This window comes from Mitsuaria sp. WAJ17 (assembly GCF_014174515.1).
Taxonomy (GTDB): Bacteria; Pseudomonadota; Gammaproteobacteria; order Burkholderiales; family Burkholderiaceae_C; genus Roseateles_B.
In genome coordinates, this window is record NZ_JACJUG010000020.1 from 29,384 (window position 1) to 52,245 (window position 22,862).

The following is a 22,862-nucleotide window of genomic DNA, read 5'->3' on the forward strand; positions in this document are numbered from 1 at the left end:
CAAGCCAGGGTCAGGAATCAATCGATGGAACTGCTGAAACTCATGCGCCCGCGCCAGTGGGTGAAAAACATATTCGTGCTGGCACCGCTGGTGTTTGCCGGAGCCTTCAGGAGCCCGGCCGCGCAGTGGTCGGTGCTGCAGGCTTTCGTGCTCTTCTGCATGGCCTCGTCAGCGGCCTACATCGTCAATGACATCCAGGACATCGACAAGGACCGTCGCCATCCCGTGAAGTCCAGAACGCGGCCGCTGGCTGCAGGCACGGTCTCGCTGCGGGCCGCGCTGCTGCTGCTGGGGCTCCTTTACGGCCTGTTGGCCTGGGCCTGGTGGTGGCAGCCAGGCGTGGTCAAGGTGCTCGCGGTCTACCTGGCGCTGAACCTGGGTTATAGCTTCGGACTCAAGCACCAGCCGGTGCTGGACATCTTCCTGGTGGCCTTCGGCTTCGTGCTGCGCGTGTACGCCGGTGCGGAGGCCCTGGCCGTGCCGGTGTCCTCCTGGATGTTCGTGACCACCCTGTGCCTGGCCCTGTACCTGGCAGCCGTCAAGCGCAGGCAGGAGCTCAGCCAGCGCGGCAGCGAGGCTCGCGAGGTGCTGCAGCACTACTCTGTCGCGCTGGTGGACCGGTATGCCGAGATGGCCGCCATGGGCGCCCTGGTCTTCTACAGCCTCTTCGTCATGTCCAGCCGGCCCGAGTTGGTCGTGACCGTGCCCGTGGTGCTCTTCGGCCTGTTCCGCTACTGGTACGTGGTGGAGTCGCTGGAGGGCGGGGAGTCGCCGACGGATGTCCTGCTGTCTGACCTCCCCCTGCTGCTGACGGTGCTGGTGTGGATGGGCGCCTGCCTGTGGGTGCTCTGGCCCGCGGCCGGAGGGTGAGGCCATGATGGACATGGCCTACCTTGTGACGCCCTTCCTGGCCTGGCTGGTGGCGGGCAGCCTGAAGTTCCTGATCAACAGCATCCGGGCACGGCGATGGGCCTTCGGCCTGATCGGCTATGGCGGCCTGCCCAGCAACCACAGCGCCATCGTCAGCAGTACGGCCGCGCTGATCGCGCTGCGCGAAGGGCTGGGGCACCCGGCCTTTGGCGTGGCCCTGACCCTGGCCTTCGTCGTGATGATGGATGCGCGCAGCCTGCGCCGCCAAGTGGGCCGCCATGCCGAGGCCATCAACCGGCTGGCCGGGGAGGCGCCAGGCCAGGTCCCGCTGCGGACCCGCATGGGGCACAGCGCGCTCGAGATCGTCGCTGGCGTCGCCACTGGCGCGGGCGTTGCCCTGCTGGTGTTCCATGGCCTTCGCTGAGGCCGACTAGACTGCGCACCGTGAATCCGACCGCCCTCATCCTCGCCGCCACCCTCCCCACGCTTCTTGCCTACAGCCTCTCGCCCTCCACGACGCTGCTGAACCAGTTGCTGGCCCTCGGGCTGTGGGGCGGCGTGCTGCTGACCCAGCAGGTCCAGACAAGCCAGGCCGGCTGGGGCCTGCTGCCGCGCAGTGCTGCGGGCCTGCTGGCCATGGCGCTTGCCGTTGTCGTTGCCGTGGCGCTGCTGGGCGTCTCACTGACGGCACTGGCCCTGCTGCCGGCGCTGGCCCTGCTGACGTCCGGCCTGCTGGTGCTGGCTGGCGCCCGCGCGGGGGCCTCGGGGCAAGGCCTGACCCTGGGGCGTGCCTTCGCCCTGGGCCTGCTGCTGGCGGGGCTGGGCGGCGCGCTGGTGTCGCTGGTGCAGGTCTTCCTGCCGGACTGGACCGATGCCGCCTGGATCGCCCGCTCGGGCATTGCCGGGCGCGCGGTGGGCAATATCCGCCAGCCCAATCACCTGGCCAGCCTGCTGCTGTGGGGCTGCATCGCAGCGGTGTGGCTCAGCGAGAGCTGGGGGCGTGAGCGCCCGGCGCTGCGCGCGCTGCTGCCGCTGCTGCTGTGGCTGTTGCTCTTTTGTGTGGTGCTGAGCGCCTCGCGCACGGGCATGTGGTTCGGCGTCGCCCTGCTGGCACTGTGGGGCGTGCTGGATGCCGCGCTGAGCCGCCAGGCCCGGCTGAGCCTGCTGATCACGCCCCTGCTGACCTACGCCTCCTGGCAGTTCATGCATTGGTGGTCCGCCGCCAGCGGCCATGCCTTCGGTGCCGAGGCGCGCCTGGCCGAGGGCGCCGGCTCCCCCTCGCGGGTGGCCATCCTGAAGAACAGCTGGGCGCTGCTGCAGCAGCATCCCTGGCGCGGCGTGGGCTGGGGCGACTTCAACTTTGCCTGGACCCTGACGCCCTTCCCCGACCGCCCGGTGGCCTTCTTCGACCACTGCCACAACCTGGTGATGCAGGTCCTGGTCGAGATGGGCTGGCCCCTGGGCCTGCTGATGCTGGGCGGCCTGGCCTGGCTGCTCTGGCTCGCGCTGCGGGCTGCGCGGCAGGCCCGCGGCGCCGTGGCGCTGCAGCGCCGCTGCGCGCTGATGGTGGTGTTGATGATCGGCCTGCACAGCATGCTGGAGTACCCGCTGTGGTACCTCTACTTCCTGCTGCCCACGGCTTTTGCCCTGGGTCTGGCGCTGGCGGCACCTGAAGGGCAAGACCTGACCCCATCTGAGCAAGACCTGACCCCGTCAGTCATGACGCCAGCCGCAGGCACCGCGCTGCGTCAGCACCTGCTGCAGGTCGCAGGCGCGCTGATGATCGCGGGGGCCGCCTTCGCAGGCTGGGACTACCTGCACATCGTCGATATCTACCGGTCCGGACCGCGCATGGCGCCGCTGGACGAGCGCATCGCGCGGGGCCAGCGCAGCCTGCTGTTCTCCGCGAGTGCCGACTACGCTGCGGCCACGGTGCCCGCGCCCTCGCGGGCCACGCTGGATGCCGCCCGGCGCACCGGACACAACCTGATCGATGTGCGGCTGATGATCGCCTGGGCCCAGTCCCTGCATGCGGTGGGAGAGACCGACAAGGCGCGCTACCTCGTGCAGCGTCTGCGCGAGTTCCACAGCACGGCCGCCGAGGAATGGCTGGACGAATGCGTGAACTGGCCGGCCCATGCCCTGCGGCCTTTCCAGTGCGACGCTCCGCAGCGGAGCTACCGCTACGAGGACTTCCGCTGAGCCGCGGTCGAGCCGGGAACGATCAGCCCTCAGCCACCCAGTCCCCGCTCTTGCCGCCCTTCTTCTCCATCACGCGGATGCCCTCCATGACCATGCCGCGGTCGGCGGCCTTGCACATGTCGTAGATGGTCAGCAGGCCGACCTGCACGGCGGTGAGGGCTTCCATCTCGACGCCAGTCTGGCCCAGGGTCTCGACCTGGGCCTCGCAGTGCACGGTGGACGCCGCCTCGTCGATGCGGAATTCCACCGCCACCCGGGTGATGGGCAGGGGATGGCACAGCGGGATCAACTCGCTGGTGCGCTTGGCACCCTGGATGGCGGCGATGCGGGCCACGCCCAGCACGTCGCCCTTCTTGGCGTGGCCGCCCTGGATCAGGGCCAGGGTGGCGGGCAGCATGCGGATGCGGCCGCTTGCGCGTGCGACCCGGTGAGTGACCGCCTTGGCGGACACATCGACCATATGGGCCTGGCCCTGGGCGTCAAAATGGGTGAGCGGCGAATTCATGGTCAGCAACACAGGCTTAAGGATTGGCTGCCATGATAGCGAGCGACCCGGCCCACCGGCCGGGCCTGCACAGAGGTTCTGACGGGCCGTGGAGAGAGGATCTTGGTGAAAAGAATGCATGCCGAGGCAGGGAAGTCGCCCGTGGCGAAGCGCCTGCTGGCAGCCTGCTGCGCGGGCCTGATGCTGCTGCCGGCCGCCCCCCTGCGTGCGCAGGTGAACCTGCCGGCCTTGGGCGATTCGGTGTCCGACGACCTCAGCGTCGGCGCTGAGAAGCGCCTGGGCGAGCAGATCATGCGCCAGGTCCGCCCGGATCCCGACTACCTGGACGACCCCCTGCTGCTTGAGTATGTGCAGGGTGTGTGGAGCCCCCTGGTCGAGGCCGCCCGGCGCCAGGGCAATATTGGCGACGACACCCACGAGCGCTTCGCCTGGGAGGCCTTCCTGGTCCGCGACCGCAGTGTCAATGCCTTCGCGCTGCCGGGCGGCTACGTGGGCGTCCACCTGGGCCTGATCGCCATCACCAGCTCGCGCGACGAGCTGGCTTCGGTGCTCGGGCACGAGCTCTCGCACATCACCCAGCGCCACATCGCGCGCCGCATCGTCGGCGACTCGCGCAGCAGCATGGCCGCGATGGCGGGCATGGTGCTGGGGCTTATCGCCGCGTCCAAGGCGGGCAGCGTGGACCTGGCCAATGCCGCCATCATGGGCAGCCAGGCTGCGGCGGCCCAGGCCTCGCTCAATTTCTCGCGCGACATGGAGCGCGAGGCCGACCGCGTGGGCTTCAACGTCATGGTGGGTGCGGGCTTCCAGGGCCTGGGCATGGTGAGCATGTTCGAGCGCATGGACCAGGCCTACCACCTGATGGACTCGGGCGCCTACCCCTATCTGCGTTCCCACCCCCTGACCACCGAGCGGATCGGCGACGCCCGGTTGCGCCTGGGCACCGAGGCGCCTGTCGCGCTGGAAACCGTGCCGGAGCATGCGCTGATGGCCGCCCGCTCACGGGTGCTGATGGACGCGCGAGCCGAATCCTGGCGCCAGCTGCAGGGCATGGACGCCGGTGTGCGCCAGACCCTGGCTCACGGCCACGAGCAACTGGCGGCCCGCTATGCCAGCGCGCTGGCCTCGATCAAGCTGCGCGACTTCAGCCGCGCCGAGACCGCCCTGCAGCAGGCCGAGCAGCTGCAGCGCCAGACCGTGCCGGACGACGCCCGGGCCCGGCGCGACCTGGCCTTCCTGCGCGCCGAGCTGGCCCAGGCCCGCGGCGATGCCAGTGCCGGCTATCTGGCGCTGTCGGCCCTGCCTGAGAAGAGCCGGGCCGTGCTGATGATGCGCGGCCAACTGGCGCAGATCGACAAGCAGCCGGAGCGGGTGCGGGCTGCTGCAGAGGCACTCCAGACCCATGTGAGCCTGCAGCCCGCCGACGCTGGGGCCTGGGGTCTGCTGTCGCAGCTGTGGACGCAGCTGGACCAGCCCCTGCGGGCCGTCCGGGCGCTGGGGGAGTCCCGCGCAGCCATGGGCGACCTCAATGGCGCCATCGATCGCCTGCGCTCCGGCCTGCGCCTGTCGCGCACCCGGGACGCCGACCAGTTCGAGGCCTCCGTCATCGACGCGCGACTGCGCAGCCTGCTCTATGAGCGCCGGCAGATGCTGCTGGAGATGTACCCGCGCGGCGCGCCGCCGGGCGCTGAGCTGCCCTGAGTGCCGCGGCAGGCGCGTCAGTCGATGGGCGAAGGGAAGAGCCGCTCCACCACGGTGTCGATCAGCATGCCGCACAGGCTGTAGATCAGGGAGCCGATCAGGGCGGCGCCGAAGCCGGTGACGGCAAAACCTTCCAGCACCCCGGCCGCAGCCCAGAACATCAAGGCGTTGATCACGAAGAGAAAGAGCCCCAGGCTCACCACCGTGACCGGCAGGGTCAGCAGCACCAGGACGGGCCGCAGCAGCGTGTTGAGCAGGCCGAGGATCAGCGCGGCGATCATGGCCGACCAGAAGCTCTTCACTTCCACACCGGGGTAGAGATGGGCGACCAGCAGCAGGGCGCCGGCCAGTAGCAGCCAACGGGTGAGCGTCTTCATGGCGGCGAGCATACCCGCGCGACCGTGAATTTGGCGCGAAGCGGCGCTTGGGACTTGCCCTGGATCATCCCCTGGTCCTGCGGGGCCATCGCGGCTGGTGCACAATGCGGGCATCCGAAAGGGGAGTAGCTCTCGGTCCTTGTGCCGAGGCGGCCGCCCGTCAAGACGGTGCTCGCGAGAGCGCCCGGGCCCCGCAGCCAGTTCGTGCCAGTCCACTGGTACGGTCCACGCCCCGCAAGACCTTTCGTGAGCCGTCGATGTCCGTGACCTCTGGGTCGGGATATCCTGTGTCCGATGTCTTGCGGGAGTCTCTCATGAGCAGTGCGCCCCTGTGGCTGTGGTTCTTTTTCGTCGCGTCCGTGCTGGGCGCCTTGTTCGTCGATTTCGTCCTGCTGCGCCGGCAGGGTGCGCATGAGGTCAGCCTGCCGGAGGCCCTGCGCTGGTCCGCGATCTGGGTGGCCCTGAGCCTGGCCTTCAATGTCCTGCTGTGGTGGGCCGTGCGCGACAGCACCGGCGACACCACCCTGGCCAATACCCGGGCCCTGGAGTTCCTGACCGGCTACTTGATCGAGAAGTCCCTGGCGGTGGACAACATCTTTGTCTTCCTGATGATCTTCACCTACTTCTCGGTGCCGCCGGCCTACCAGAAGCGGGTGCTGATGTGGGGCATCGTCGGCGCCATCGTGCTGCGCACAGTGATGATCCTGGTGGGCAGTTGGCTGATTGCGCAGTTCCACTGGGTGCTCTACGTCTTCGGTGCGTTCTTGCTGCTCACCGGCATCAAGATGTGGTGGGCCGCAGGCCAGGAGCCGGACCTCGAATCCAACCCCGCGCTGAAGCTGCTGCGCCGCGTGCTGCCGGTGAGCCCGCAGTTCGATGGCGAGCGCTTCTTCACCCGCCTGAACGGCAAGCGCATCGCGACGCCGCTGTTCCTGGTCGTGGCCCTGGTGGGTGTGACGGACGTGATCTTCGCCGTCGATTCCATTCCCGCCATCTTCGCGGTGACCACCGATCCCTTCATCGTGCTGAGCTCCAACGTCTTCGCCATTCTGGGCCTGCGCGCCATGTACTTCCTGCTGGCGGCGATGGCCACCAAGTTCCATCTGCTGAGCTACGGCCTGGCCGTGGTGCTGGCCTTCATCGGCAGCAAGATGATGCTGATCGACGTGGTCAAGATCCCGGTGCTGGTCTCGCTGGCGGTGGTCGTGCTGATCCTGGCAGTGACCATGGTGCTCAGCGTGCGCACCGCGCCGCGCTTGCCTGCGTCGCGATCCTGAGCAGGGTCACCCGCGCGCAAGAAGGCCCTCGTCGAGGGCCTTTTTTCACTGCGCTCACCGGGCCATGCCCAATGCCAGACGCCCGCCCCGTCGCAGAAGAGGTCTGCACAATGTTTGCGTGAAAGCAAATGCGAATGGTTCGCATTGTGTATGATGGCCCCATCATCCTGAATCCAACGCGTGGCGGGATGTCTGGCGCCTTTTCGGGCCGGGCTCACAAGGCTGCGCGCCCCTGCGCCATGAGCCAAGCGATTGCCTCCTTCCCGCTGGACTTCAATTCGGCCGCCGCGGCACCTCGCGCGGCCGAGCCGGCTCGCTCGACGCGCGAGCCCGCACCAAGCCTGGCATCCCTGCCGCTGCTGGGGCCCAGCGACTGGCAACCCCGGCGCAGCAAGCGCCTGCTGCTGCCTGTGCTGGGGCTGCATGCGGTGATGGCCTGGGGCCTGGTGCAGATGGGCGTCGTGCCCATGCCCAGCCGGCCGGCACCGGTGGAGGTCAAACTGTTGACGGTGGCCCCGCCCAAGACGCCGCCGCCCGCCGTCCGCCCGACCCTGGCGCCCCAGTTCCAGCAACTGACTGTGCCGCCAGTGGAGGTGCCGCTCATCCAGGTGTCGCCTTCGCCGGTGCTGGCCGTGGTGGCCGAGAATCCGCCGCCGAGGCCTGTGGTCGTGGCCACGCCCGCCCCGGCGCCTGCCGGCCCGGGTCCGGCCCACTCCGGTGGTGGCCCGCGCGAGGTGTCCGCCAGTGCGGTGCAGTACCTGCAGGCGCCGCCGATTGCTGTGCCGGCCATGTCCCGCCGCCTGGGAGAGAGCGGGACCGTGGTGCTGCGCGTCCTGGTGGATCGCGACGGCCTGCCGCGCCAGATCACCCTGCACCAGTCCTGCGGCTTCGCACGCCTGGACGAGCAGGCCCAGCAGGCCATGCGCGCCGCCCGCTTCAAGCCGCATACTGAGAACGGTGAGCCCGTGGAGATGTTGGTGCTCACCCCTATCCAGTACGAGCTTGGCAGGTGAGCGTGCGCTCACCTCTGTTGTCTTCCATCCCGCCGCACGTGGTGGCGGCTGCGGACTACGAGCCTCTGGCTCGCGAACGCCTGGACGAGGCCGCCTGGGCCTATCTGGACGGCGCCGCGGCTGACGAGCGCACGGTGGCCGCCAACCGCGCCGCCTTCGCCCGCCTGGATCTGCAGACCCGCGTGCTGCGCGATCTGCGGGGTGGCCACACCCGCTGCCACCTGCTGGGCATGGAGTTGCCGCATCCCATGCTGCTGGCGCCCGTCGCACACCAGGGCCTCTTCCATCCCGATGCCGAGGCCGCGACCGCCCTGGCAGCAGGCGTCATGCAGACGCCTCTGATCGTCAGCACTCTGTCCACCCTGGGCGTGGAAGCCATCGCCGCGCAGACGGCCGCGCCGCTGTGGTTCCAGCTGTATGCCCAGCCCCGCTGGGAAGACAGCCTTCGCCTGGTCCGGCGGGCCGAGGAGGCGGGCTGTCGTGCACTGGTACTGACGGTGGATGCGCCCGTCGCCGGTGTGCGCAACCGCGAGCAGCGAGCAGGCTTTGCCCTGCCCCCCGCGCTGGCGCCGAGGGACCTGCAGGACTGCGCGCCACTGCCGCCGGCGCAGGCGGGCACGGACCCCGTCTTTGACCGGCTCATGGGCGTCGCTCCGCGCTGGGAGCACGTGGGGGCCCTGCGCCGTGCCAGCGCGCTGCCCCTGCTGATCAAGGGGCTGACCCACCCGGATGATGCCCGCCTGGCCCTGGAGGCCGGGGTCGATGGCGTGATCGTGTCCAACCACGGCGGCCGCACCCTGGACGGCTTGCCGGCCAGCCTGGACCTGCTGCCGGCCGTCGTGCAGGCGGTGCAGGGGCGGGTCCCGGTGCTGATGGATGGCGGCATCCGGCGCGGCAGCGATGTGTTCAAGGCCCTGTCCCTGGGCGCGGATGCCGTGCTGCTGGGGCGTTGCTGGGTCTATGCCCTGGCGGCGGCCGGCGCCTTGGGCGTGGCCCATGTGATCCGCCTGCTGCAGGAGGAGCTGGCCCTGACCATGGCCTTGTGTGGCCGCCGGGCGTTGTCCGAGTTGCGTGCCAGGGCTTGAACGAGAGTTCCCTGACATAAATCAATTGCAAATGCGAATGCTTCGCATCTAGAATATTGATCTATCGCAGCAAGCCATCCGTTGCAACGGGCGGGGTGCCTCGCGCACCGAGCCTTGCAGGGTGAGCGGGGCGCAGGGTCCGGCCTTCGGAAGCCAGCCGCCCCACATCCCCCGAAACGGAGTCTCCATGTCCCACATCAAGAGCCGCAAGCACGCGGCCCCCGTCCGCCTGAGCACCACCGCCCTGGCCCTGCTGGCCGGCAGCCTTCCGGGCCTTGCCCTCGCCGCCGAGGGGGCCGCCCCTGCGCGCAAGACCGAGGAGCAGGTGCTGCCCACGCTCAAGGCCATCGCCGCGCCCGAGTCCGGCTTCAAGGCCGACACCAGCGCCAACAGCAAGCTGACCCAGCCCCTGCTGGACACGCCCAAGACCGTGCAGGTCATCAAGAAGGAGATGCTGCAGGAGCAGGGCGCGGCCTCGCTGATGGATGCGCTGCGTAACACCCCCGGCATCACCATGCAGTTGGGCGAGAACGGCAACACCTCGGCCGGTGACACCTTCCAGATGCGCGGCTTCTCCACGCAGTCCGCCACCTTTGTTGATGGCTTGCGTGACCTGGGTGCCGTCACGCGCGACACCTTCAACCTGGAGTCGGTGGAGGTGGTCAAGGGCCCGTCCGGCGCGGACATCGGCCGCGGCGCCAGCGCCGGCTACATCAACCTGATCAGCAAGCAGGCCCAGGCCGACCAGTTCAACGAGCTCAACGTGAGCCTGGGCACCGCCAGCCGCAAGCGCGCCACGCTGGACAGCAATGTGCAGCTGGGAACGAATACCGCCGCACGCATCAACGTGATGGTGCAGGACGGTGGCGTCGAGGGCCGAGACGAGGTCAAGAACAAGGGCCGGGGCATCGCGCCCTCGATCGCCTTCGGCCTCAACACGCCCACTCGTGTCTTCCTCTATTCCCAGCACCTGCGCCAGGACAATGTGCCGGACGGCGGCATTCCCACCACCGGCATGCCGGGCTTTTACAACGCCGACGCCAGGATCCAGGCCGCCGACAAGGTGCGTCGCCAGAACTACTACGGCAGCGCGTCCGACTTCGAGAAGGTCGATGCCGACATGTTCTCGGCGCGCCTCGAAATGGATCTGGGCGGCGGTACGCAGCTCAAGAGCCTGACCCGCTACGGCCGCACCCACATGGATCGCGTGCTGACCGGCATCAACGGCCTGAGCATCAACGCCGCCAGCAAGGCTCTCGAGGTGGCGCGCACCCGCCAGCGCGTGGACCAGCGCAACGAGATCCTGGGCAACCAGACCAACGTGGTGACCGGCTTCAAGCTGGGCGGCCTGAAGAACGACCTCAGCGCCGGTTTCGAGCTGCTGATGGAGACGCAGAACAACCGCGGCTTCACCAACGGCAGCACCAGCACCGTGGACGTGGTGCTCAACAAGGCCAAGGTGCCGGGCATCGCCCTGCCCAATGCCAATGTCTATGCACCCAATCCGGCCGACGTGCTGGGCATGCCCATCGCCACCGGCGCCGACACCGACGGCCGCAGCCTCACCCAGGCGCTCTACGCCTTCGACACCCTGCACATCAGCGAGCAGCTCAAGCTCAGCGGCGGACTGCGCGTGGAGCACTACAGCCTGCGCACCAGCAGCAGCACCTTGGTGACAGGTGGCACCGGCGGCAACCTGGCCACCTACAAGCCCCTGGGCTATGAGGTGGGCAGCTTCGTGCCGAGCAACCTCAAGAGCAGCGATTGGCTCAAGAGCTGGAACCTGGGCCTGGTCTACAAGCCGGTAGCCGAGGGCACGGTCTACGTCTCGCTGGCCAACAGCCTGACGCCGCCGGGCGGCGACAACTTCGCCCTGTCTTCCAGCGCCACCAGCCAGGCCAATGCCGCGCTGGATCCGCAGAAGACCAGCAATGTGGAGCTGGGTGCCAAGTGGGAGCTGCTGGAGCGCCGGCTCAATGTCAGCGCGGCCCTGTACCACACCCGCAACGAGGGCCAGATCTCCTACGACGACCTGAAGAACCCCATCCCCATGGGCAAGACCCGCGTGACGGGCCTGGAGCTCTCGGCCGTGGGCCAGATCACCAACTTCTGGCAGGTCTCGGCCGGCATTGCCCGCATGAAGACCAAGCAGTCCGACCAGTGGAACAGCGACCGCACGATCGAGACCGTCGGTGTGCGCTGGTCGCCGGACTGGACGGCCACGCTGTGGACCTCCTACACCTTTGGCGACTTCACCCTGGGCGGCGGCCTGCGCCATGTGTCCGAGCAGAAGCGCGCCATCACCACGGCGACGGCGGCCCAGAACATGCCCAGCATCCCGGCCTACACGGTGGCTGACCTGATGGCGTCCTATGCCTGGAGCAAGACCCTGAAGTTCCAGCTCAACGTGGGCAATGTCTTCGACAAGACCTACATCGCCTCGCTCAACAACAGCGGCGCGCGCATGAAGCTCGGTGCCGAGCGCAACGTGAGCCTGAGCGCCAACCTGCTGTTCTGATCGCAGCATCGACATCCACCCCTTCTCCAGGAGCCCCCCGCATGCTGCTGCACATTCCCGAAGTACTCAGCAAGTCGGAGGTGCAATCGCTGCGCCGCTCCCTGGATGAGGAGGGCTGGGTGTCAGGTCTTGCCACCGCCGGTCCGCAGGCCGCCCGCGCCAAGGACAACGAGCAGCTGAGCCCGGACTCACCGGCCTTCCTGCCCCTGTCAGAGCGCGTGGCCGCGGCCCTGCAGCGGCATCCGCTGTTCGTCTCGGCCGTGCTGCCGCGCCATGTGCTGCCGCCCATGTTCAACCGCTACCAGGGCGGTGGCCAGTACGGCAACCACATCGACAACGCCCTGCAGACCGACCGTCGCAGCGGGCAGGTGGTGCGCACGGATGTATCGACCACGGTCTTCCTGTCCGAGCCTGAGGAGTACGAGGGTGGCGAGCTGATCGTGGAAGACAGCTACGGCACGCACGAGGTCAAGCTGGCCGCGGGCGATGCCATCGTCTACCCGTCCACCTCCCTGCACCGCGTCGAGCCGGTGCGCTCGGGCGCACGCATCGCCTCCTTCCTCTGGACGCAGAGCCTAGTGCGCGATGCCTGGCGCCGAGCCATGCTTTTCGAGCTGGACATGACCATCGTCAAGCTGCGCGGCCAGCTGGGTGACAACGCCGAGGTGACCGCGCTGACCGGCCACTATCACAAGCTGCTGCAGCAATGGGCGCAATGACGGACGTCGCCAGGCCCGGCGGCAAGCCTTCGCGGGCCGGCTGGATGCGCACCCTGTACCAATGGCACTGGATCAGCTCGGCGCTGTCCCTGGTGGGCATGCTGCTGTTCGCGGTGACCGGCTTCACGCTCAACCATGCCGCCGACATCGAGAGCAAGCCGCGCGTGGTCCAGCGCGAGCTGAGCCTGCCCGCCGCGCTGCTGCCGGCCCTCGCGCCGAGCTCGCTGCAGGGCGATGCCGCCGTGCCGGCGCCGGTGCGTGATTGGCTGGTACGGGAGCTGGACGCCGAGCTGGCCCGCGACGGCAGCGTCGAGTGGTCGCCCGAGGAGCTTTACATGGCCCTGCCGCGCCCCGGCGGTGACGCCTGGCTGCGTCTGGACCGCCAGAGCGGCGTGCTGGAGTACGAGAACAGCGACCGCGGCTGGCTGGCCTACATCAACGACCTCCACAAGGGCCGCCATGCCGGCCGTGCCTGGAGCCTGTTCATCGACGTCTTCGCAGGCGCCTGCCTGCTGTTCTGCCTCACCGGTCTGCTGATCCTGCAGCAGCACGCGGGGCGGCGCCCTGGCACCTGGCCCCTGGTCGGCGCGGGCCTGGTCCTGCCGGTGCTGCTGGCCCTGCTGCTGGTGCACTGAATTCAAGGAATCTGGAAGGACACTCTCATGCAAACCTCTCTCATCAGCGCCCGCTTCGCGGCCCTCGGCGCCCTGGGCCTGGCGGGCTCGTCGGTCTGGGCGGCCGAAATCCAGCTCAAGCTCGACATCCCCCGCCTCAATGTGGCCGAGTACCACAAGCCCTATCTGGCCGTCTGGCTGGAAAAGCCCGGTGAGGCCGGCGCCGCGGCGCAGCTGGCTGTGTGGTACGACCTCAAGAAGCCCAACAATGGCGGCACGAAGTGGCTGCGCGACATGCGTCAGTGGTGGCGCCAGGGCGGCCGTTCATTGAGCCTGCCGGCGGACGGCATCAGCGGCGCCACCCGCGCGCCCGGCGAGGCCGTGCTGCAACTGGACAAGCACCCCTCCCTGGCCCAACTGCCCGCAGGCAACTACGAGCTGGTGGTGGAAGCCGCCCGCGAGGCCGGTGGCCGCGAGGTGCTGCGCCTGCCCATTGCCTGGCCCGTCAAGGCGCCTCAGCAGGCCAAAGCCCAGGGCGAGCACGAGCTCGGTGCCGTGCAACTGACCATCAAGCCCTGAGGAGGCCGACCATGTGGAGCAAGACCCGACCCCTGCTGACCGTCCTCGCCCTGTGCCTGGCCAGCAATGCCCAGGCCCATATGACCTGGCTGCTGGCCAACAGCTACCAGGTCAATGGCAAGGAGGCCGTGGTGTCCGTGGATGCCGCGGTGTCCGAGGACCTCTTCGTCTTCGAGCGCGCGCTGAAGCTGGAGCAGATCCTGATCACGGCTCCGGACGGCAGCCGGCTGGAGGCCCAGCAGCGCACGGCCGCACGCCACCGCGAGAGCTTTGAGCTGCGCCTCGTGCAGGATGGCACCTACCGCGTCAGCCATGTGAATCTGGCCCTGATGGGCAGCTATGTACTGGATGGCCAGACCAAGCGCTTCCGCGCCACGCCCGCGACCCTGGACCAGGAGCTGCCCGCAGGCGCTCAGCTGCAGGGCCTGACCCAGGTGCACAACCGCCAGCAGGTCTTCGTCAGCAAGGAGGAGCCGGGCACGCTGGCCTTCGTGCCCGAGGGCCAGGGCCTGGAGCTGCTGCCCCTGGATCCGGTGACCGAGCTGAGCCATGGCGACCGCAGCCGCTTCCGCCTGCTTCTGGATGGCCAGCCGCTGCCAGAGGCCCCCGTGCGCCTGCTGCGCGAGGGCAACCGCTACCGCTACAAGCTGGGCGAGCAGCTGATCAAGACCGACGCCAAGGGCGAGTTCAGCATCGAATGGACCGAGGCCGGCCGCTACTGGCTGGGCGTCAGCCAAGGTGACAAACCCGCCCAGGGCGTGACGGGCACGCGCGAGAAGCCATTGCGCCGCGCCAGCCTCAGCGCCAGCTTCGAAGTCCTGCCGCGCTGAGTGATGGCCCCGCCCCCGGTTCCGATGCCGGCTCCCCGGCGCGCGCCGCCGCAGGTCGCCGTCCCCCGGCAGCTGTTGCCGGAGGCGCCGTCCTGGGGTCAGGTCTTGCACAGCCTGCAGGGGCAGACCATGGGCACCAGTTGGACCCTGCTCTGCTACGGACCGTCGAACCTGCGCCTGACGCCGGTGCAGTCGGCCGTGCAGGCGCGGCTGGACGCGCTGGTGGCTGAGCTGAGCCATTGGGAACCGGCGTCGCTGCTGTGCCGCTTCAACGGCCTGGGTGCTGGCCAGGGCCTGGACCTGCCACCGGATTTCGCCACCGTCATCGAGGCCGCGCTGCAGGTGGCGTCGGCCAGCGCGGGGGCCTTCGATCCCTGCATGGGCGCCCTGGTGCAGCGCTGGGGCTTCGGTCCCCCAGGGCAGCCGCAGGCGCAGGCCCGTGCGCCGCTGCAAGCCTGGCGCGAGCTGCGCTGGGATCCGCCTCGCCGCCATCTCTTGCAGCCAGGTGGGCTGATGCTGGACTTCTCGGCCATCGCCAAGGGTCATGCGGTGGACTGCATCTCCGCCCTGCTGATCGAGCTGGGCCTGCCGCACCATCTGGTCGAGATCGGCGGGGAGCTGCGGGGCCAGGGGCTCAAGCCTGAGGGCCAGCCCTGGTGGGTGGACGTGGAGCCGCCGGCTGCGGATTGTGACCTGCCCGCGCTGCGCATCGCCCTGCACCAGCTGGCCGTGGCCAGCTCGGGGGATTACCGCCGCTTCCGCATCGATGCGCAGGGCCGGCGCCTGTCACATACCCTGGACCCACGCACCGGACGGCCCGTGGCACATGAGCTGGCCCTGGTCAGCGTGCTGCATGAGAGCGCCATGTGGGCTGACGCTTGGTCGACCGCGCTGATGGTATTGGGTCCGACGCAAGGCCTTGCCCTTGCCGAGTCCCGCGGCCTGGCCGCACGCCTCGTGCTGCGCGAGGCCGGTGGCTGGCGCCAGCTGCTGTCAACGGGGCTCCGGGATTTGCTGGAGGACGAGGCATGAGCCTGCTGCTGAGCGCCCCGCGCGTGGCCGCCGCATTGCTGCTGCTGTCGGTCTACCTGACCGGCTGTGCCTGGCTGTGGTGGCGGCATCGGCGGGCGCTGCGCGCGGAGGCTGGCCGCCTCGCGGCGGAGGAGGCGCAGGCCGATGCCCTGCTGGTTCTGCATGCCAGCCAGACCGGCCAGGCCCAGGCCCTGGCCGAGGAGACCGCGCGCCGCCTGCGCGCCGCAGGGCGGGCCGTGCGGCTGATGCCGCTGGGCAGGGTGGACGCCGCCACGCTGCAGCAGGCCCGCCAGGCCCTGCTCATCGTCAGCACCACGGGCGAGGGCGATGCGCCGGACAGCGCGCAGCCCTTTGTGAGCCAGTGCATGCAGGCCGGCGCCGAGCTCCGTCTGCAGGGCCTGCAGACGGCCGTGCTGGCACTGGGCGACCGTCGCTACCGCGCCTACTGCGCCTTCGGCATGGCCGTGGATCGATGGCTGCAGTCGCGGGGTGCCACGCCCTTGTTCGAGACGCTGAGGGTCGATTGCGGCGATGTGCGCGTGATCGACCAGTGGTGGCGCCAACTCGGCGAGGTCCTGCGCAATCCGCTGCCTGAGGCCCCGGTGGCGAAGGCCGCGGCAGGGGTGACGCGCTGGACCCTGCAGGAGCGCCGCTGTCTCAATCCGGGCAGCCAGGGCGCGCCGCTGCATCTGCTGCGCTTCGTGGCCGATGGCGCGCCTGCCTGGCAGGCCGGCGACCTGGTCCAGGTGTTTCCGCCCGACGATGCACAGCGGCCGCGCTCCTACAGCATCGCCTCGCTGCCCGCAGACGGCGCGCTGGAGCTGCTGGTGCGCGAGCGCCGTGACGAGCAGGGCGCGCTGGGCGCTGCCTCTGCCTGGCTGTGCCATCGGCTCGAAGTGGGCCAGGCACTGGACATGAGGCTGCAGGCCCATGAGGGCTTCCGGCAGTCGGGCAACGAGGAGCGGGCACTGATCCTGATCGGCAACGGCACGGGCCTGGCCGGCCTGCGCGCGCATCTGAAGCGGCGTGCCGAGCAATGGCGCGCAGGCCACACGGCTGCTCCGGTGTGGCTGCTGCACGGCGAGCGGCAGGCCCGCCACGACACGCACTTCGACGACGAGCTTCAGACCTGGCACCGCGAAGGCCTGCTCGCGCATGTGGACCGCGTCTACTCGCGCGACCTGCCGGGCCGCCACGTGCAGCAGCAGCTGAATGAGGAGTGGCAGCGCCTGCGCGAATGGCTCGCGCGTGGTGCCGCCATCTATGTGTGCGGCAGCCTTCAGGGCATGGGGCATGCCGTGGATCGCCTGCTGCGCGAGCAGCTGGGCGAGGCAGGTTTGCAGGCACTCATTGCATCAGGACGTTACCGGCGCGACGTCTATTGAGGCCTCGCGACACGAGGGCACGAGGCGCGCGAGCCCCGTGTTGATGGGCCTGCCGACGGCACCGCGGTGCTGAACTGATGCAGCGCCGCGACAAAAGCAATCCGCTCGACATCAAATGAGGCCGTCTTAGGGGCAACCTCCCCCTGCAAAGCCTTCTCTTTGCCAGAGGGCCGCAGTACCATTGGCCGCGCAGGGTGCTAGAGAGACTTGAAGGAACGACCTTCGCCCGTGGCCCGGCACATCAACTAACTTTTGATGGAGAGAATCGAAATGGCAACTGCGAAGAAGGCCGCGCCCGCCAAGAAGGCGGCAGCTCCGGCCAAGAAGGCCGCTGCGCCGGCAAAGAAGGCCGCCCCTGCGAAGAAGGCCGCTCCTGCCAAGAAGGCAGCGCCGGCGAAGAAGGCTGCGGCTCCTGCAAAGAAGGCGGCTGCTCCTGCGAAGAAGCGCACGCCCAATGCTGCCTTCATGAAGGCCCTGACTCCCAGCAGCGCGCTGGCGGCCATCGTCGGTGCAGCTCCGCTGCCCCGCACCGATGTGACCAAGAAGGTCTGGGAGTACATCAAGAAGCACAAGCTGCAGGACGAAGTGCAGAAGCGCATCATCAACGCCGACGCCAAGCTGAAGGAAATCTTCGGCAAGGCCAAGGCCGACATGTTCGAGATGACCAAGCTGATAAACAGCCACCTGAAGTGAGCGGTCGTGAAGCGGGGCTGGCAGCAGCCCCGCTTGCGCATGAGAACCCGGCCCTGCCGGGTTTTTTTTTCGCCGGGCCCTGCCCGCCTTGTGGCTGCCGCGCCGTGCGCCTGGGTCACCTCGCCGGGCGAAAAGCGTGAATACCGCATGCGCACGAGGCCCCGCGATTGGGGGGCGTCTCTCCGGGCGCTTGCTCGTCGCCTCTACACTTGCCGCCACAGGGTCCGTCCTCTTTTCACGAGGCGGGCTCAAGCATCCCGGGCTCCTTGCGGTACCGGGAGCCTCGTCGAACGGGACTCACCATGCCATTGATCGCGACGCTTGCGCTGGCGGCTTCGGGCCTCACGCTGCCTCACTGCTCCTGGGACCGCCCGGGGGTCAATCCTTTCATGGGCGATGTGGTCCAGGCCATCGACGACTACAAGGACATCCCCGAGTCCACGCGGCAGAAGCTCAAGAAGCGCATGAGCGAGCGCCAGTACGAGGACATGGTCACCATCCGGCGCGACACCATCGAGGGCAAGAGCGAGTACGGCGCCGAGATCCGCGACATGCACTACGGCGCCAGCGGCAATGTCTGCCGCACCGTCACCCGCAAGAAGTGGAGCTCCGAGCACGCCGAGCGCGGCCTGGTGTACTGCGAGGACAACCAGTGCGTGGTGGTGCCCACCGTGTGCCGCAACGTGAGCCGCATCAAACGCCTGCCCCTCAAGCCGGTGGCTGCCCTGCCGGCCCTGGCGGAGAACATCATCGGTGCCAGGACCGACGTCGATGACGCCCCGCTGCTGATCGACCCGCCGGCCGCGGGTGTGGTCGATAACCTGCCCAGCGAACGCAACAGCTTCGCCCAGGTGGCCAATCTGCCCACCGGAACCGGCGGCACCAGTTTCACCCCGACGCCGGGCGGCAGCACCCCGCAGATCCCCGCCGGCTCGGTGACGCCCGTGCCTGAACCCCAGGTCTGGCTGATGTTCGTCGCCGGCCTGGTGGCCATGGGCTTCAAGGCGCGCCGCCGCCGCGGCTGAGTTCCCGCACGCAGCAGAAGAAAGGGCCGCTTCGATGCGGCCCTTTTGCATGGCGCCGGTCGGGTTCAGCCGCGCGCCAGCAGCGGGGCCAGGTAGCGGCCGGTGTGGCTTTCTTCGCAGGCGGCCAGCGCCTCGGGCGTGCCGGCCAGCAGCAGGCGGCCCCCGCCCGCGCCGCCTTCGGGGCCCATGTCGATCAGCCAGTCGGCGGTCTTGATGACGTCGAGGTTGTGCTCGATCACCACGATGGTGTTGCCCGCGTCGCGCAGCGCGTGCAGCACCTTCAGCAGCAGCTGGATGTCGCCGAAGTGCAGGCCGGTGGTGGGCTCATCCAGGATGTAGAGCGTGCGGCCAGTGTCTCGCTTGGAGAGCTCCAGCGCCAGCTTCACCCGCTGGGCCTCGCCGCCGGACAGCGTGGTCGCGCTCTGGCCCAGCTTCACGTAGCCCAGGCCGACGTCCATCAGCGTGTGCAGCTTGCGGGCGATGCTGGGTACGGCGCCGAAGAACTCGCAGGCGTCCTCGACGGTCATGTCCAGGACCTGGGTGATGTTCTTCCCCTTGTAGAGCACCTCCAGGGTCTCGCGGTTGTAGCGCTTGCCGTGGCAGACGTCGCAGGGCACGTACACATCGGGCAGGAAGTGCATCTCCACCTTCAGCACACCGTCGCCCTGGCAAGACTCGCAGCGGCCGCCCGCCACGTTGAAGCTGAAGCGGCCGGGGCCATAGCCGCGCTCGCGGGCCGTGGGCATCTCGGCGAAGAGCTCGCGGATGGGCGTGAACAGCCCGGTGTAGGTGGCGGGGTTGGAGCGCGGCGTGCGGCCGATGGGGGACTGATCGACGTTGATGACCTTGTCGAAGGCGTCCAGACCCTCGATCTCGTCGTGCGCTGCAGGCTCCTGGTGGCTCTGGTAGAGCCTGCGGGCCACGGCCGCGTAGAGGGTGTCGTTCACGAGCGTGCTCTTGCCTGAGCCGGACACGCCGGTCACGCAGGTCAGCAGCCCGACGGGGAACTCCACCGTCACGCCCTTGAGGTTGTTGCCGCGGGCATTGACGATCCTGAGGGTGCGCGGGTCGGTGCTTTCGGCCAGGCTATGGCGCTTCTTCGGCACCTCGATGCGCTCGGTGCCGCTGAGGTAGCGGCCGGTCAGCGAGTCCGGATTCGCGGCCACCTCCTCGGGCGTGCCCTGCGCGATGATGCGGCCGCCGTGCACGCCGGCACCGGGGCCCAGGTCCAGCACGTGGTCGGCGGCACGGATGGCGTCCTCGTCATGCTCGACCACCAGCACCGAATTGCCCAGGTCGCGCAGGCGGCGCAGTGTGGCGATGAGGCGGTCGTTGTCCCGCTGGTGCAGGCCGATGGAGGGCTCGTCCAGCACATACATCACGCCGGTGAGGCCGGAGCCGATCTGCGAGGCCAGGCGGATGCGCTGGGCCTCGCCGCCGGACAGGGTGTCGGCGCTGCGGTCCAGGCTCAGGTAGTTGAGGCCCACATCGTTGAGGAAGCGCAGCCGCGCAGCGATCTCCCGAACGACCTTGTCGCCGATCTCGGCCTTGGCGCCCTTGAGCTTCAAGCCCTCGAAGTAGTCCAGGCATTCCCGCAACGTGGCGTGCTCGACCTCGAAGATGGGCCGGCCCTTCGCTGAGGCGTCGGCCGGCTGAAGCAGCACGTGACGGGCCTCGCGGCGCAGGCGCGAGCCCTCGCAGTCGGGGCAGGCCTTGGGTGCCATGTAGCGGGCGAGGTCCTCGCGCACGGCGCTGGAATCGGTCTCTCGGTAGCGGCGCTGCAGATTGGGCACGATGCCCTCGAAGGGGTGCGAGCGCTTGACGGAACGCTTCCTGCCGTTGGCTCCTTCGGCCTCGTAGACGAAGCTGATCTCCTCGGCGCCAGAGCCGTGCAGCAGCACCTGACGGGCCTGATCGGGCAGCTCTTCGAAGGGCAGCTCCAGGTCGAACTGGTAGTGGCGCGCCACCGACTCCAGCAGCGAGTAGGTGTAGCCATTGCGACGGTCCCAACCCTTCACCGCGCCGCTGGCCAGGCTCAGCGTGGGGAAGGCGACGACGCGCTCGGGGTCCATCACCGTCACCTGGCCCAGGCCTTCGCAGCTGGGGCAGGCGCCCACGGGTGAGTTGAAGGAGAAGAGCCGCGGTTCCAGCTCGGGCAGGGAGTAGCTGCAGATGGGGCAGGCGAACTTGCTGGAGAAGATCTGTTCCGTGCCGCTGTCCATGTCCAGCACCAGGGCCCGACCCTCGGCCAGGCGCAGTGCGGCCTCGAAGCTCTCGGCCAGGCGCTGGCGTAGGCTCTCGGCGCTGTCAGCCTTGAGGCGCACGCGGTCGATGACCACGTCGATGTCGTGCTTCTCGGCCTTCTTCAGTGCTGGCAGGTCCGGCACCTCCGCCGTCACGCCATTGACGCGGAAGCGCACGTAGCCCTGGGCCTGCAGGTCCTGGAACAGCTCCAGGAACTCGCCCTTGCGGTCTCGCACCACGGGGGCCAGCAGCATCAGCTTGCTGCCTTCGGGCAGGGCCAGCACGGCATCGACCATCTGCCCCACGCTCTGAGCCTCCAGGGGCAGACCGTGGTCCGGGCAGAAGGGCGTGCCCGCGCGCGCATAGAGCAGGCGCAGGTAGTCGTGGATCTCGGTGACCGTGCCCACGGTGGAGCGCGGGTTGTGGCTGGTGGCCTTCTGCTCGATGGAGATGGCCGGGGAGAGGCCCTCGATCACATCGACCTCAGGCTTGTCCATCAGCTGCAGGAACTGGCGGGCGTAGGCTGAGAGGCTTTCCACGTAGCGACGCTGGCCTTCGGCATAGAGCGTGTCGAAGGCGAGGCTGGATTTGCCGGAGCCAGACAGGCCGGTGATCACCACCAGCTGGTTGCGCGGCAGGTCGACGTCGATGTTCTTGAGGTTGTGGGTGCGCGCGCCGCGGACCCGGATCATGGGGCTCTCCATCGGGGTCAGGGCACGGGGGGTGGGCTCAGTGGACATGCGCGTCGCGGCAAGGGGAAACCCGCCATGATAGGCCGAGTGCGCCATCCTGGCCTCGCCTCAGCTGCCAGCGCTTGTCAGCAGCTTCAGACATCCGTGTTAATCCCCCGATTCGCGGCTCTCCACTTGATGCAGCATCGCTGACAATTCGTTGCATTGCGCAGTTCGCCTGGAGACAAGCTTGAGTGAAGAAACCCGTCAGCGCAAATCGTGGCTGGATGGCTTCATGGCTTATCCGCTGCCGGCGGGGCTGGACGAGGAGGTGGCACGTCGCAACATCGTGCTGCTGGACCAGAAGCTCTACCAGCTCTGGAGCCTGGGTGAGAACCTGATCTATGCCTGGACCCCCACCGAGCAGGGCCTGGAGGTGCTGCTGGCGCCGCATGCCCTGCTCACCGAGTTCACCGAGCGCGCACCCGGGGGTGCCGAGCGCATGCGCCGCGCCACCATGCTGGAGACCCTGCTGGCCCAGCAGGAGCACCTGAGCGTCGAGGCCTTCCAGGCCACCGCCCGCGAGTTGGAGCTGCAGCCTCTGCACGTGGCCCTGCCCTTCTCACCCAGCGACGGCCTGGGTCTGCGCCTGGTGGCCGCCATCGTGGAGCGCTACGGCATCCGCCTGGTCGAGGACCGCGCCGTGATCCTGCTGGACGCCGTGGGCTTCTCCTTGCTGACGCCGCTGGAGCAGGTGGTGCAGCTCAGCAGCCTGTCCTGCTCGGTCAATGCGGCTTACGCCAAGCTGCTGGACCGCGAGATCAACATCAACTTCGCGCGTACTACCACCGGGGACGGTTTCTACATCTGGAACCGCATGCGCGGCATGGCGGCCAATGTGGAGCTCTACCAGCTGCTGCAGTTCATCCTGGCCGACAACGCCCTGGCCCGCGAGCGCGCCACGCGCAAGGGCACGGTGCCGCGGCTGCGCGCCTGCTTCCACGTGGGCTCGCACTACGAGTTCTATCAGAGCGAAGGTCTGAACCCGACCTCCTTCAGCTATTTGGTGGGCCAGGTGACCATCGAGCTGGCCCGCATGATCGAGCGTGCGCTGCCGGGGCAGATCCTGGTTGGCAAGTTCTACACCGCCATGCGCGATGCCGACGGCGAGATGGTCATGGTGGACAGCAAGGACTTCGTCGATTGCACCCGCGCGCCCCTGCAGGCCCTGAACGGCCTGGCCCTGGGCGGCTCGGAGATCGACGAGATCGCCTGCTACCTCACCGGCCAGCGCGACACGGCCTTCGGCGGCAGCTATGGCATCAACGAGTACGAGATCCAGGACAAGCACGGCCTGCTGCACCGGGTCTACAACGCCAAGATCAACATCCACCGCCGCCATGGCGAGCCTATCTACCTGGGCCTGCGGGAGGATGATCTCGCGGGCTTCCACGCCCGCATCGTCAACGGCTGAATTCCCGGGGGCCTTGTCCCCTGAAAATACTCCACAATCGCGGCGTCC

The 22,862-nt window shown here is 68.6% G+C and carries 20 protein-coding genes; 17 read left to right on the forward strand and 3 right to left on the reverse strand.

Annotated elements, in window-relative coordinates; all coding sequences use genetic code 11:
- Positions 1 to 24: 24 nt before the first annotated feature.
- From H5407_RS16275 to H5407_RS16285, 3 genes are read left to right on the forward strand one after another with little or no spacing between them, the layout of a single operon-like run.
- Positions 25 to 870: a decaprenyl-phosphate phosphoribosyltransferase gene (locus H5407_RS16275; protein ID WP_183105524.1), complete on the forward strand. Its 846-nt coding sequence runs from the start codon at positions 25 to 27 to the stop codon at positions 868 to 870.
- Positions 871 to 877: 7 nt separating this feature from the next.
- Positions 878 to 1,294, forward strand: coding sequence for a divergent PAP2 family protein (locus tag H5407_RS16280; protein WP_183105580.1), 417 nt, complete (start codon positions 878 to 880; stop codon positions 1,292 to 1,294).
- Positions 1,295 to 1,314: 20 nt separating this feature from the next.
- Positions 1,315 to 3,072, forward strand: a complete 1,758-nt coding sequence (locus H5407_RS16285) for a Wzy polymerase domain-containing protein (protein ID WP_310737663.1) — start codon at positions 1,315 to 1,317, stop codon at positions 3,070 to 3,072.
- Between the two features lie 22 nt (positions 3,073 to 3,094).
- Here H5407_RS16285 and moaC read toward each other — a convergent pair whose 3' ends face one another.
- Entirely contained in the window at positions 3,095 to 3,577 is a 483-nt protein-coding gene (gene moaC, locus H5407_RS16290) for a cyclic pyranopterin monophosphate synthase MoaC (protein WP_183105525.1), read from the reverse strand.
- Between the two features lie 141 nt (positions 3,578 to 3,718).
- On the opposite strand from moaC, the gene H5407_RS16295 reads away from it, so the two are divergent.
- Complete coding sequence (locus H5407_RS16295) at positions 3,719 to 5,278, forward strand: M48 family metalloprotease (RefSeq protein ID WP_310737664.1); 1,560 nt, start codon at positions 3,719 to 3,721, stop codon at positions 5,276 to 5,278.
- Positions 5,279 to 5,295: 17 nt separating this feature from the next.
- Here the strand turns inward: H5407_RS16295 and H5407_RS16300 are convergent, their stop codons facing one another.
- Entirely contained in the window at positions 5,296 to 5,655 is a 360-nt protein-coding gene (locus tag H5407_RS16300) for a phage holin family protein (RefSeq protein WP_183105526.1), read from the reverse strand.
- 314 nt (positions 5,656 to 5,969) lie between these two features.
- Here H5407_RS16300 and H5407_RS16305 point away from each other — a divergent pair, with 314 nt between their 5' ends.
- From H5407_RS16305 to H5407_RS16360, 12 genes are all read left to right on the forward strand, one after another.
- Complete coding sequence (locus H5407_RS16305) at positions 5,970 to 6,932, forward strand: TerC family protein (RefSeq protein WP_183105527.1); 963 nt, start codon at positions 5,970 to 5,972, stop codon at positions 6,930 to 6,932.
- Between the two features lie 239 nt (positions 6,933 to 7,171).
- Positions 7,172 to 7,945 (forward strand): energy transducer TonB, encoded by a 774-nt coding sequence (locus H5407_RS16310; RefSeq protein WP_183105528.1) that lies wholly within the window; start codon positions 7,172 to 7,174, stop codon positions 7,943 to 7,945.
- Positions 7,946 to 7,947: 2 nt separating this feature from the next.
- Entirely contained in the window at positions 7,948 to 9,030 is a 1,083-nt protein-coding gene (locus H5407_RS16315) for an alpha-hydroxy acid oxidase (RefSeq protein WP_310737665.1), read from the forward strand.
- A 187-nt stretch (positions 9,031 to 9,217) separates the two neighbouring features.
- A complete protein-coding gene (locus H5407_RS16320; RefSeq protein WP_183105530.1) occupies positions 9,218 to 11,548 on the forward strand; it encodes a TonB-dependent receptor domain-containing protein in 2,331 nt (776 codons plus the stop codon).
- 41 nt (positions 11,549 to 11,589) lie between these two features.
- Positions 11,590 to 12,267, forward strand: a complete 678-nt coding sequence (locus tag H5407_RS16325; protein ID WP_183105531.1) for a Fe2+-dependent dioxygenase — start codon at positions 11,590 to 11,592, stop codon at positions 12,265 to 12,267.
- Positions 12,264 to 12,902: a PepSY-associated TM helix domain-containing protein gene (locus H5407_RS16330; RefSeq protein WP_183105532.1), complete on the forward strand. Its 639-nt coding sequence runs from the start codon at positions 12,264 to 12,266 to the stop codon at positions 12,900 to 12,902. The genes H5407_RS16325 and H5407_RS16330 overlap by 4 nt, the downstream gene beginning before the upstream one ends.
- A gap of 27 nt (positions 12,903 to 12,929) precedes the next feature.
- A complete protein-coding gene (locus tag H5407_RS16335; protein ID WP_183105533.1) occupies positions 12,930 to 13,460 on the forward strand; it encodes a DUF2271 domain-containing protein in 531 nt (176 codons plus the stop codon).
- 11 nt (positions 13,461 to 13,471) lie between these two features.
- Complete coding sequence (locus H5407_RS16340) at positions 13,472 to 14,290, forward strand: DUF4198 domain-containing protein (protein ID WP_183105534.1); 819 nt, start codon at positions 13,472 to 13,474, stop codon at positions 14,288 to 14,290.
- Between the two features lie 129 nt (positions 14,291 to 14,419).
- Complete coding sequence (locus H5407_RS16345; RefSeq protein ID WP_255501282.1) at positions 14,420 to 15,322, forward strand: FAD:protein FMN transferase; 903 nt, start codon at positions 14,420 to 14,422, stop codon at positions 15,320 to 15,322.
- Positions 15,319 to 16,707, forward strand: a complete 1,389-nt coding sequence (locus H5407_RS16350) for a sulfite reductase subunit alpha (protein WP_183105535.1) — start codon at positions 15,319 to 15,321, stop codon at positions 16,705 to 16,707. The genes H5407_RS16345 and H5407_RS16350 overlap by 4 nt, the downstream gene beginning before the upstream one ends.
- Before the next feature lie 270 nt (positions 16,708 to 16,977).
- A complete protein-coding gene (locus tag H5407_RS16355; protein WP_183105536.1) occupies positions 16,978 to 17,400 on the forward strand; it encodes an SWIB/MDM2 domain-containing protein in 423 nt (140 codons plus the stop codon).
- 302 nt (positions 17,401 to 17,702) lie between these two features.
- A complete protein-coding gene (locus H5407_RS16360) occupies positions 17,703 to 18,425 on the forward strand; it encodes an MHFG family PEP-CTERM protein (protein ID WP_183105537.1) in 723 nt (240 codons plus the stop codon).
- 65 nt (positions 18,426 to 18,490) lie between these two features.
- On the opposite strand, the gene uvrA is transcribed toward H5407_RS16360, so the two are convergent.
- A complete protein-coding gene (uvrA, locus tag H5407_RS16365; protein ID WP_183105538.1) occupies positions 18,491 to 21,409 on the reverse strand; it encodes an excinuclease ABC subunit UvrA in 2,919 nt (972 codons plus the stop codon).
- A 181-nt stretch (positions 21,410 to 21,590) separates the two neighbouring features.
- Here uvrA and H5407_RS16370 point away from each other — a divergent pair, with 181 nt between their 5' ends.
- On the forward strand, positions 21,591 to 22,814 hold the full coding sequence (locus H5407_RS16370) for a hypothetical protein (RefSeq protein ID WP_183105539.1): 1,224 nt from the start codon (positions 21,591 to 21,593) through the stop codon (positions 22,812 to 22,814).
- The last annotated feature ends 48 nt before the right edge of the window (positions 22,815 to 22,862 follow it).

Bases quoted from the DNA above. Each gene is read 5' to 3' on its own strand.
- H5407_RS16340 (WP_183105534.1), top strand. From the start codon at position 13,472: ATGTGGAGCAAGACCCGACCCCTGCTGACCGTCCTCGCCCTGTGCCTG.
- H5407_RS16335 (WP_183105533.1), top strand. From the start codon at position 12,930: ATGCAAACCTCTCTCATCAGCGCCCGCTTCGCGGCCCTCGGCGCCCTG.
- uvrA (WP_183105538.1), bottom strand. From the start codon at position 21,409: ATGTCCACTGAGCCCACCCCCCGTGCCCTGACCCCGATGGAGAGCCCC.
- H5407_RS16360 (WP_183105537.1), top strand. From the start codon at position 17,703: ATGCCATTGATCGCGACGCTTGCGCTGGCGGCTTCGGGCCTCACGCTG.
- H5407_RS16305 (WP_183105527.1), top strand. From the start codon at position 5,970: ATGAGCAGTGCGCCCCTGTGGCTGTGGTTCTTTTTCGTCGCGTCCGTG.
- H5407_RS16325 (WP_183105531.1), top strand. From the start codon at position 11,590: ATGCTGCTGCACATTCCCGAAGTACTCAGCAAGTCGGAGGTGCAATCG.
- H5407_RS16275 (WP_183105524.1), top strand. From the start codon at position 25: ATGGAACTGCTGAAACTCATGCGCCCGCGCCAGTGGGTGAAAAACATA.
- H5407_RS16300 (WP_183105526.1), bottom strand. From the start codon at position 5,655: ATGAAGACGCTCACCCGTTGGCTGCTACTGGCCGGCGCCCTGCTGCTG.
- moaC (WP_183105525.1), bottom strand. From the start codon at position 3,577: ATGAATTCGCCGCTCACCCATTTTGACGCCCAGGGCCAGGCCCATATG.
- H5407_RS16345 (WP_255501282.1), top strand. From the start codon at position 14,420: ATGGGCACCAGTTGGACCCTGCTCTGCTACGGACCGTCGAACCTGCGC.
- H5407_RS16280 (WP_183105580.1), top strand. From the start codon at position 878: ATGGACATGGCCTACCTTGTGACGCCCTTCCTGGCCTGGCTGGTGGCG.
- H5407_RS16355 (WP_183105536.1), top strand. From the start codon at position 16,978: ATGGCAACTGCGAAGAAGGCCGCGCCCGCCAAGAAGGCGGCAGCTCCG.
- H5407_RS16330 (WP_183105532.1), top strand. From the start codon at position 12,264: ATGACGGACGTCGCCAGGCCCGGCGGCAAGCCTTCGCGGGCCGGCTGG.
- H5407_RS16350 (WP_183105535.1), top strand. From the start codon at position 15,319: ATGAGCCTGCTGCTGAGCGCCCCGCGCGTGGCCGCCGCATTGCTGCTG.
- H5407_RS16310 (WP_183105528.1), top strand. From the start codon at position 7,172: ATGAGCCAAGCGATTGCCTCCTTCCCGCTGGACTTCAATTCGGCCGCC.
- H5407_RS16320 (WP_183105530.1), top strand. From the start codon at position 9,218: ATGTCCCACATCAAGAGCCGCAAGCACGCGGCCCCCGTCCGCCTGAGC.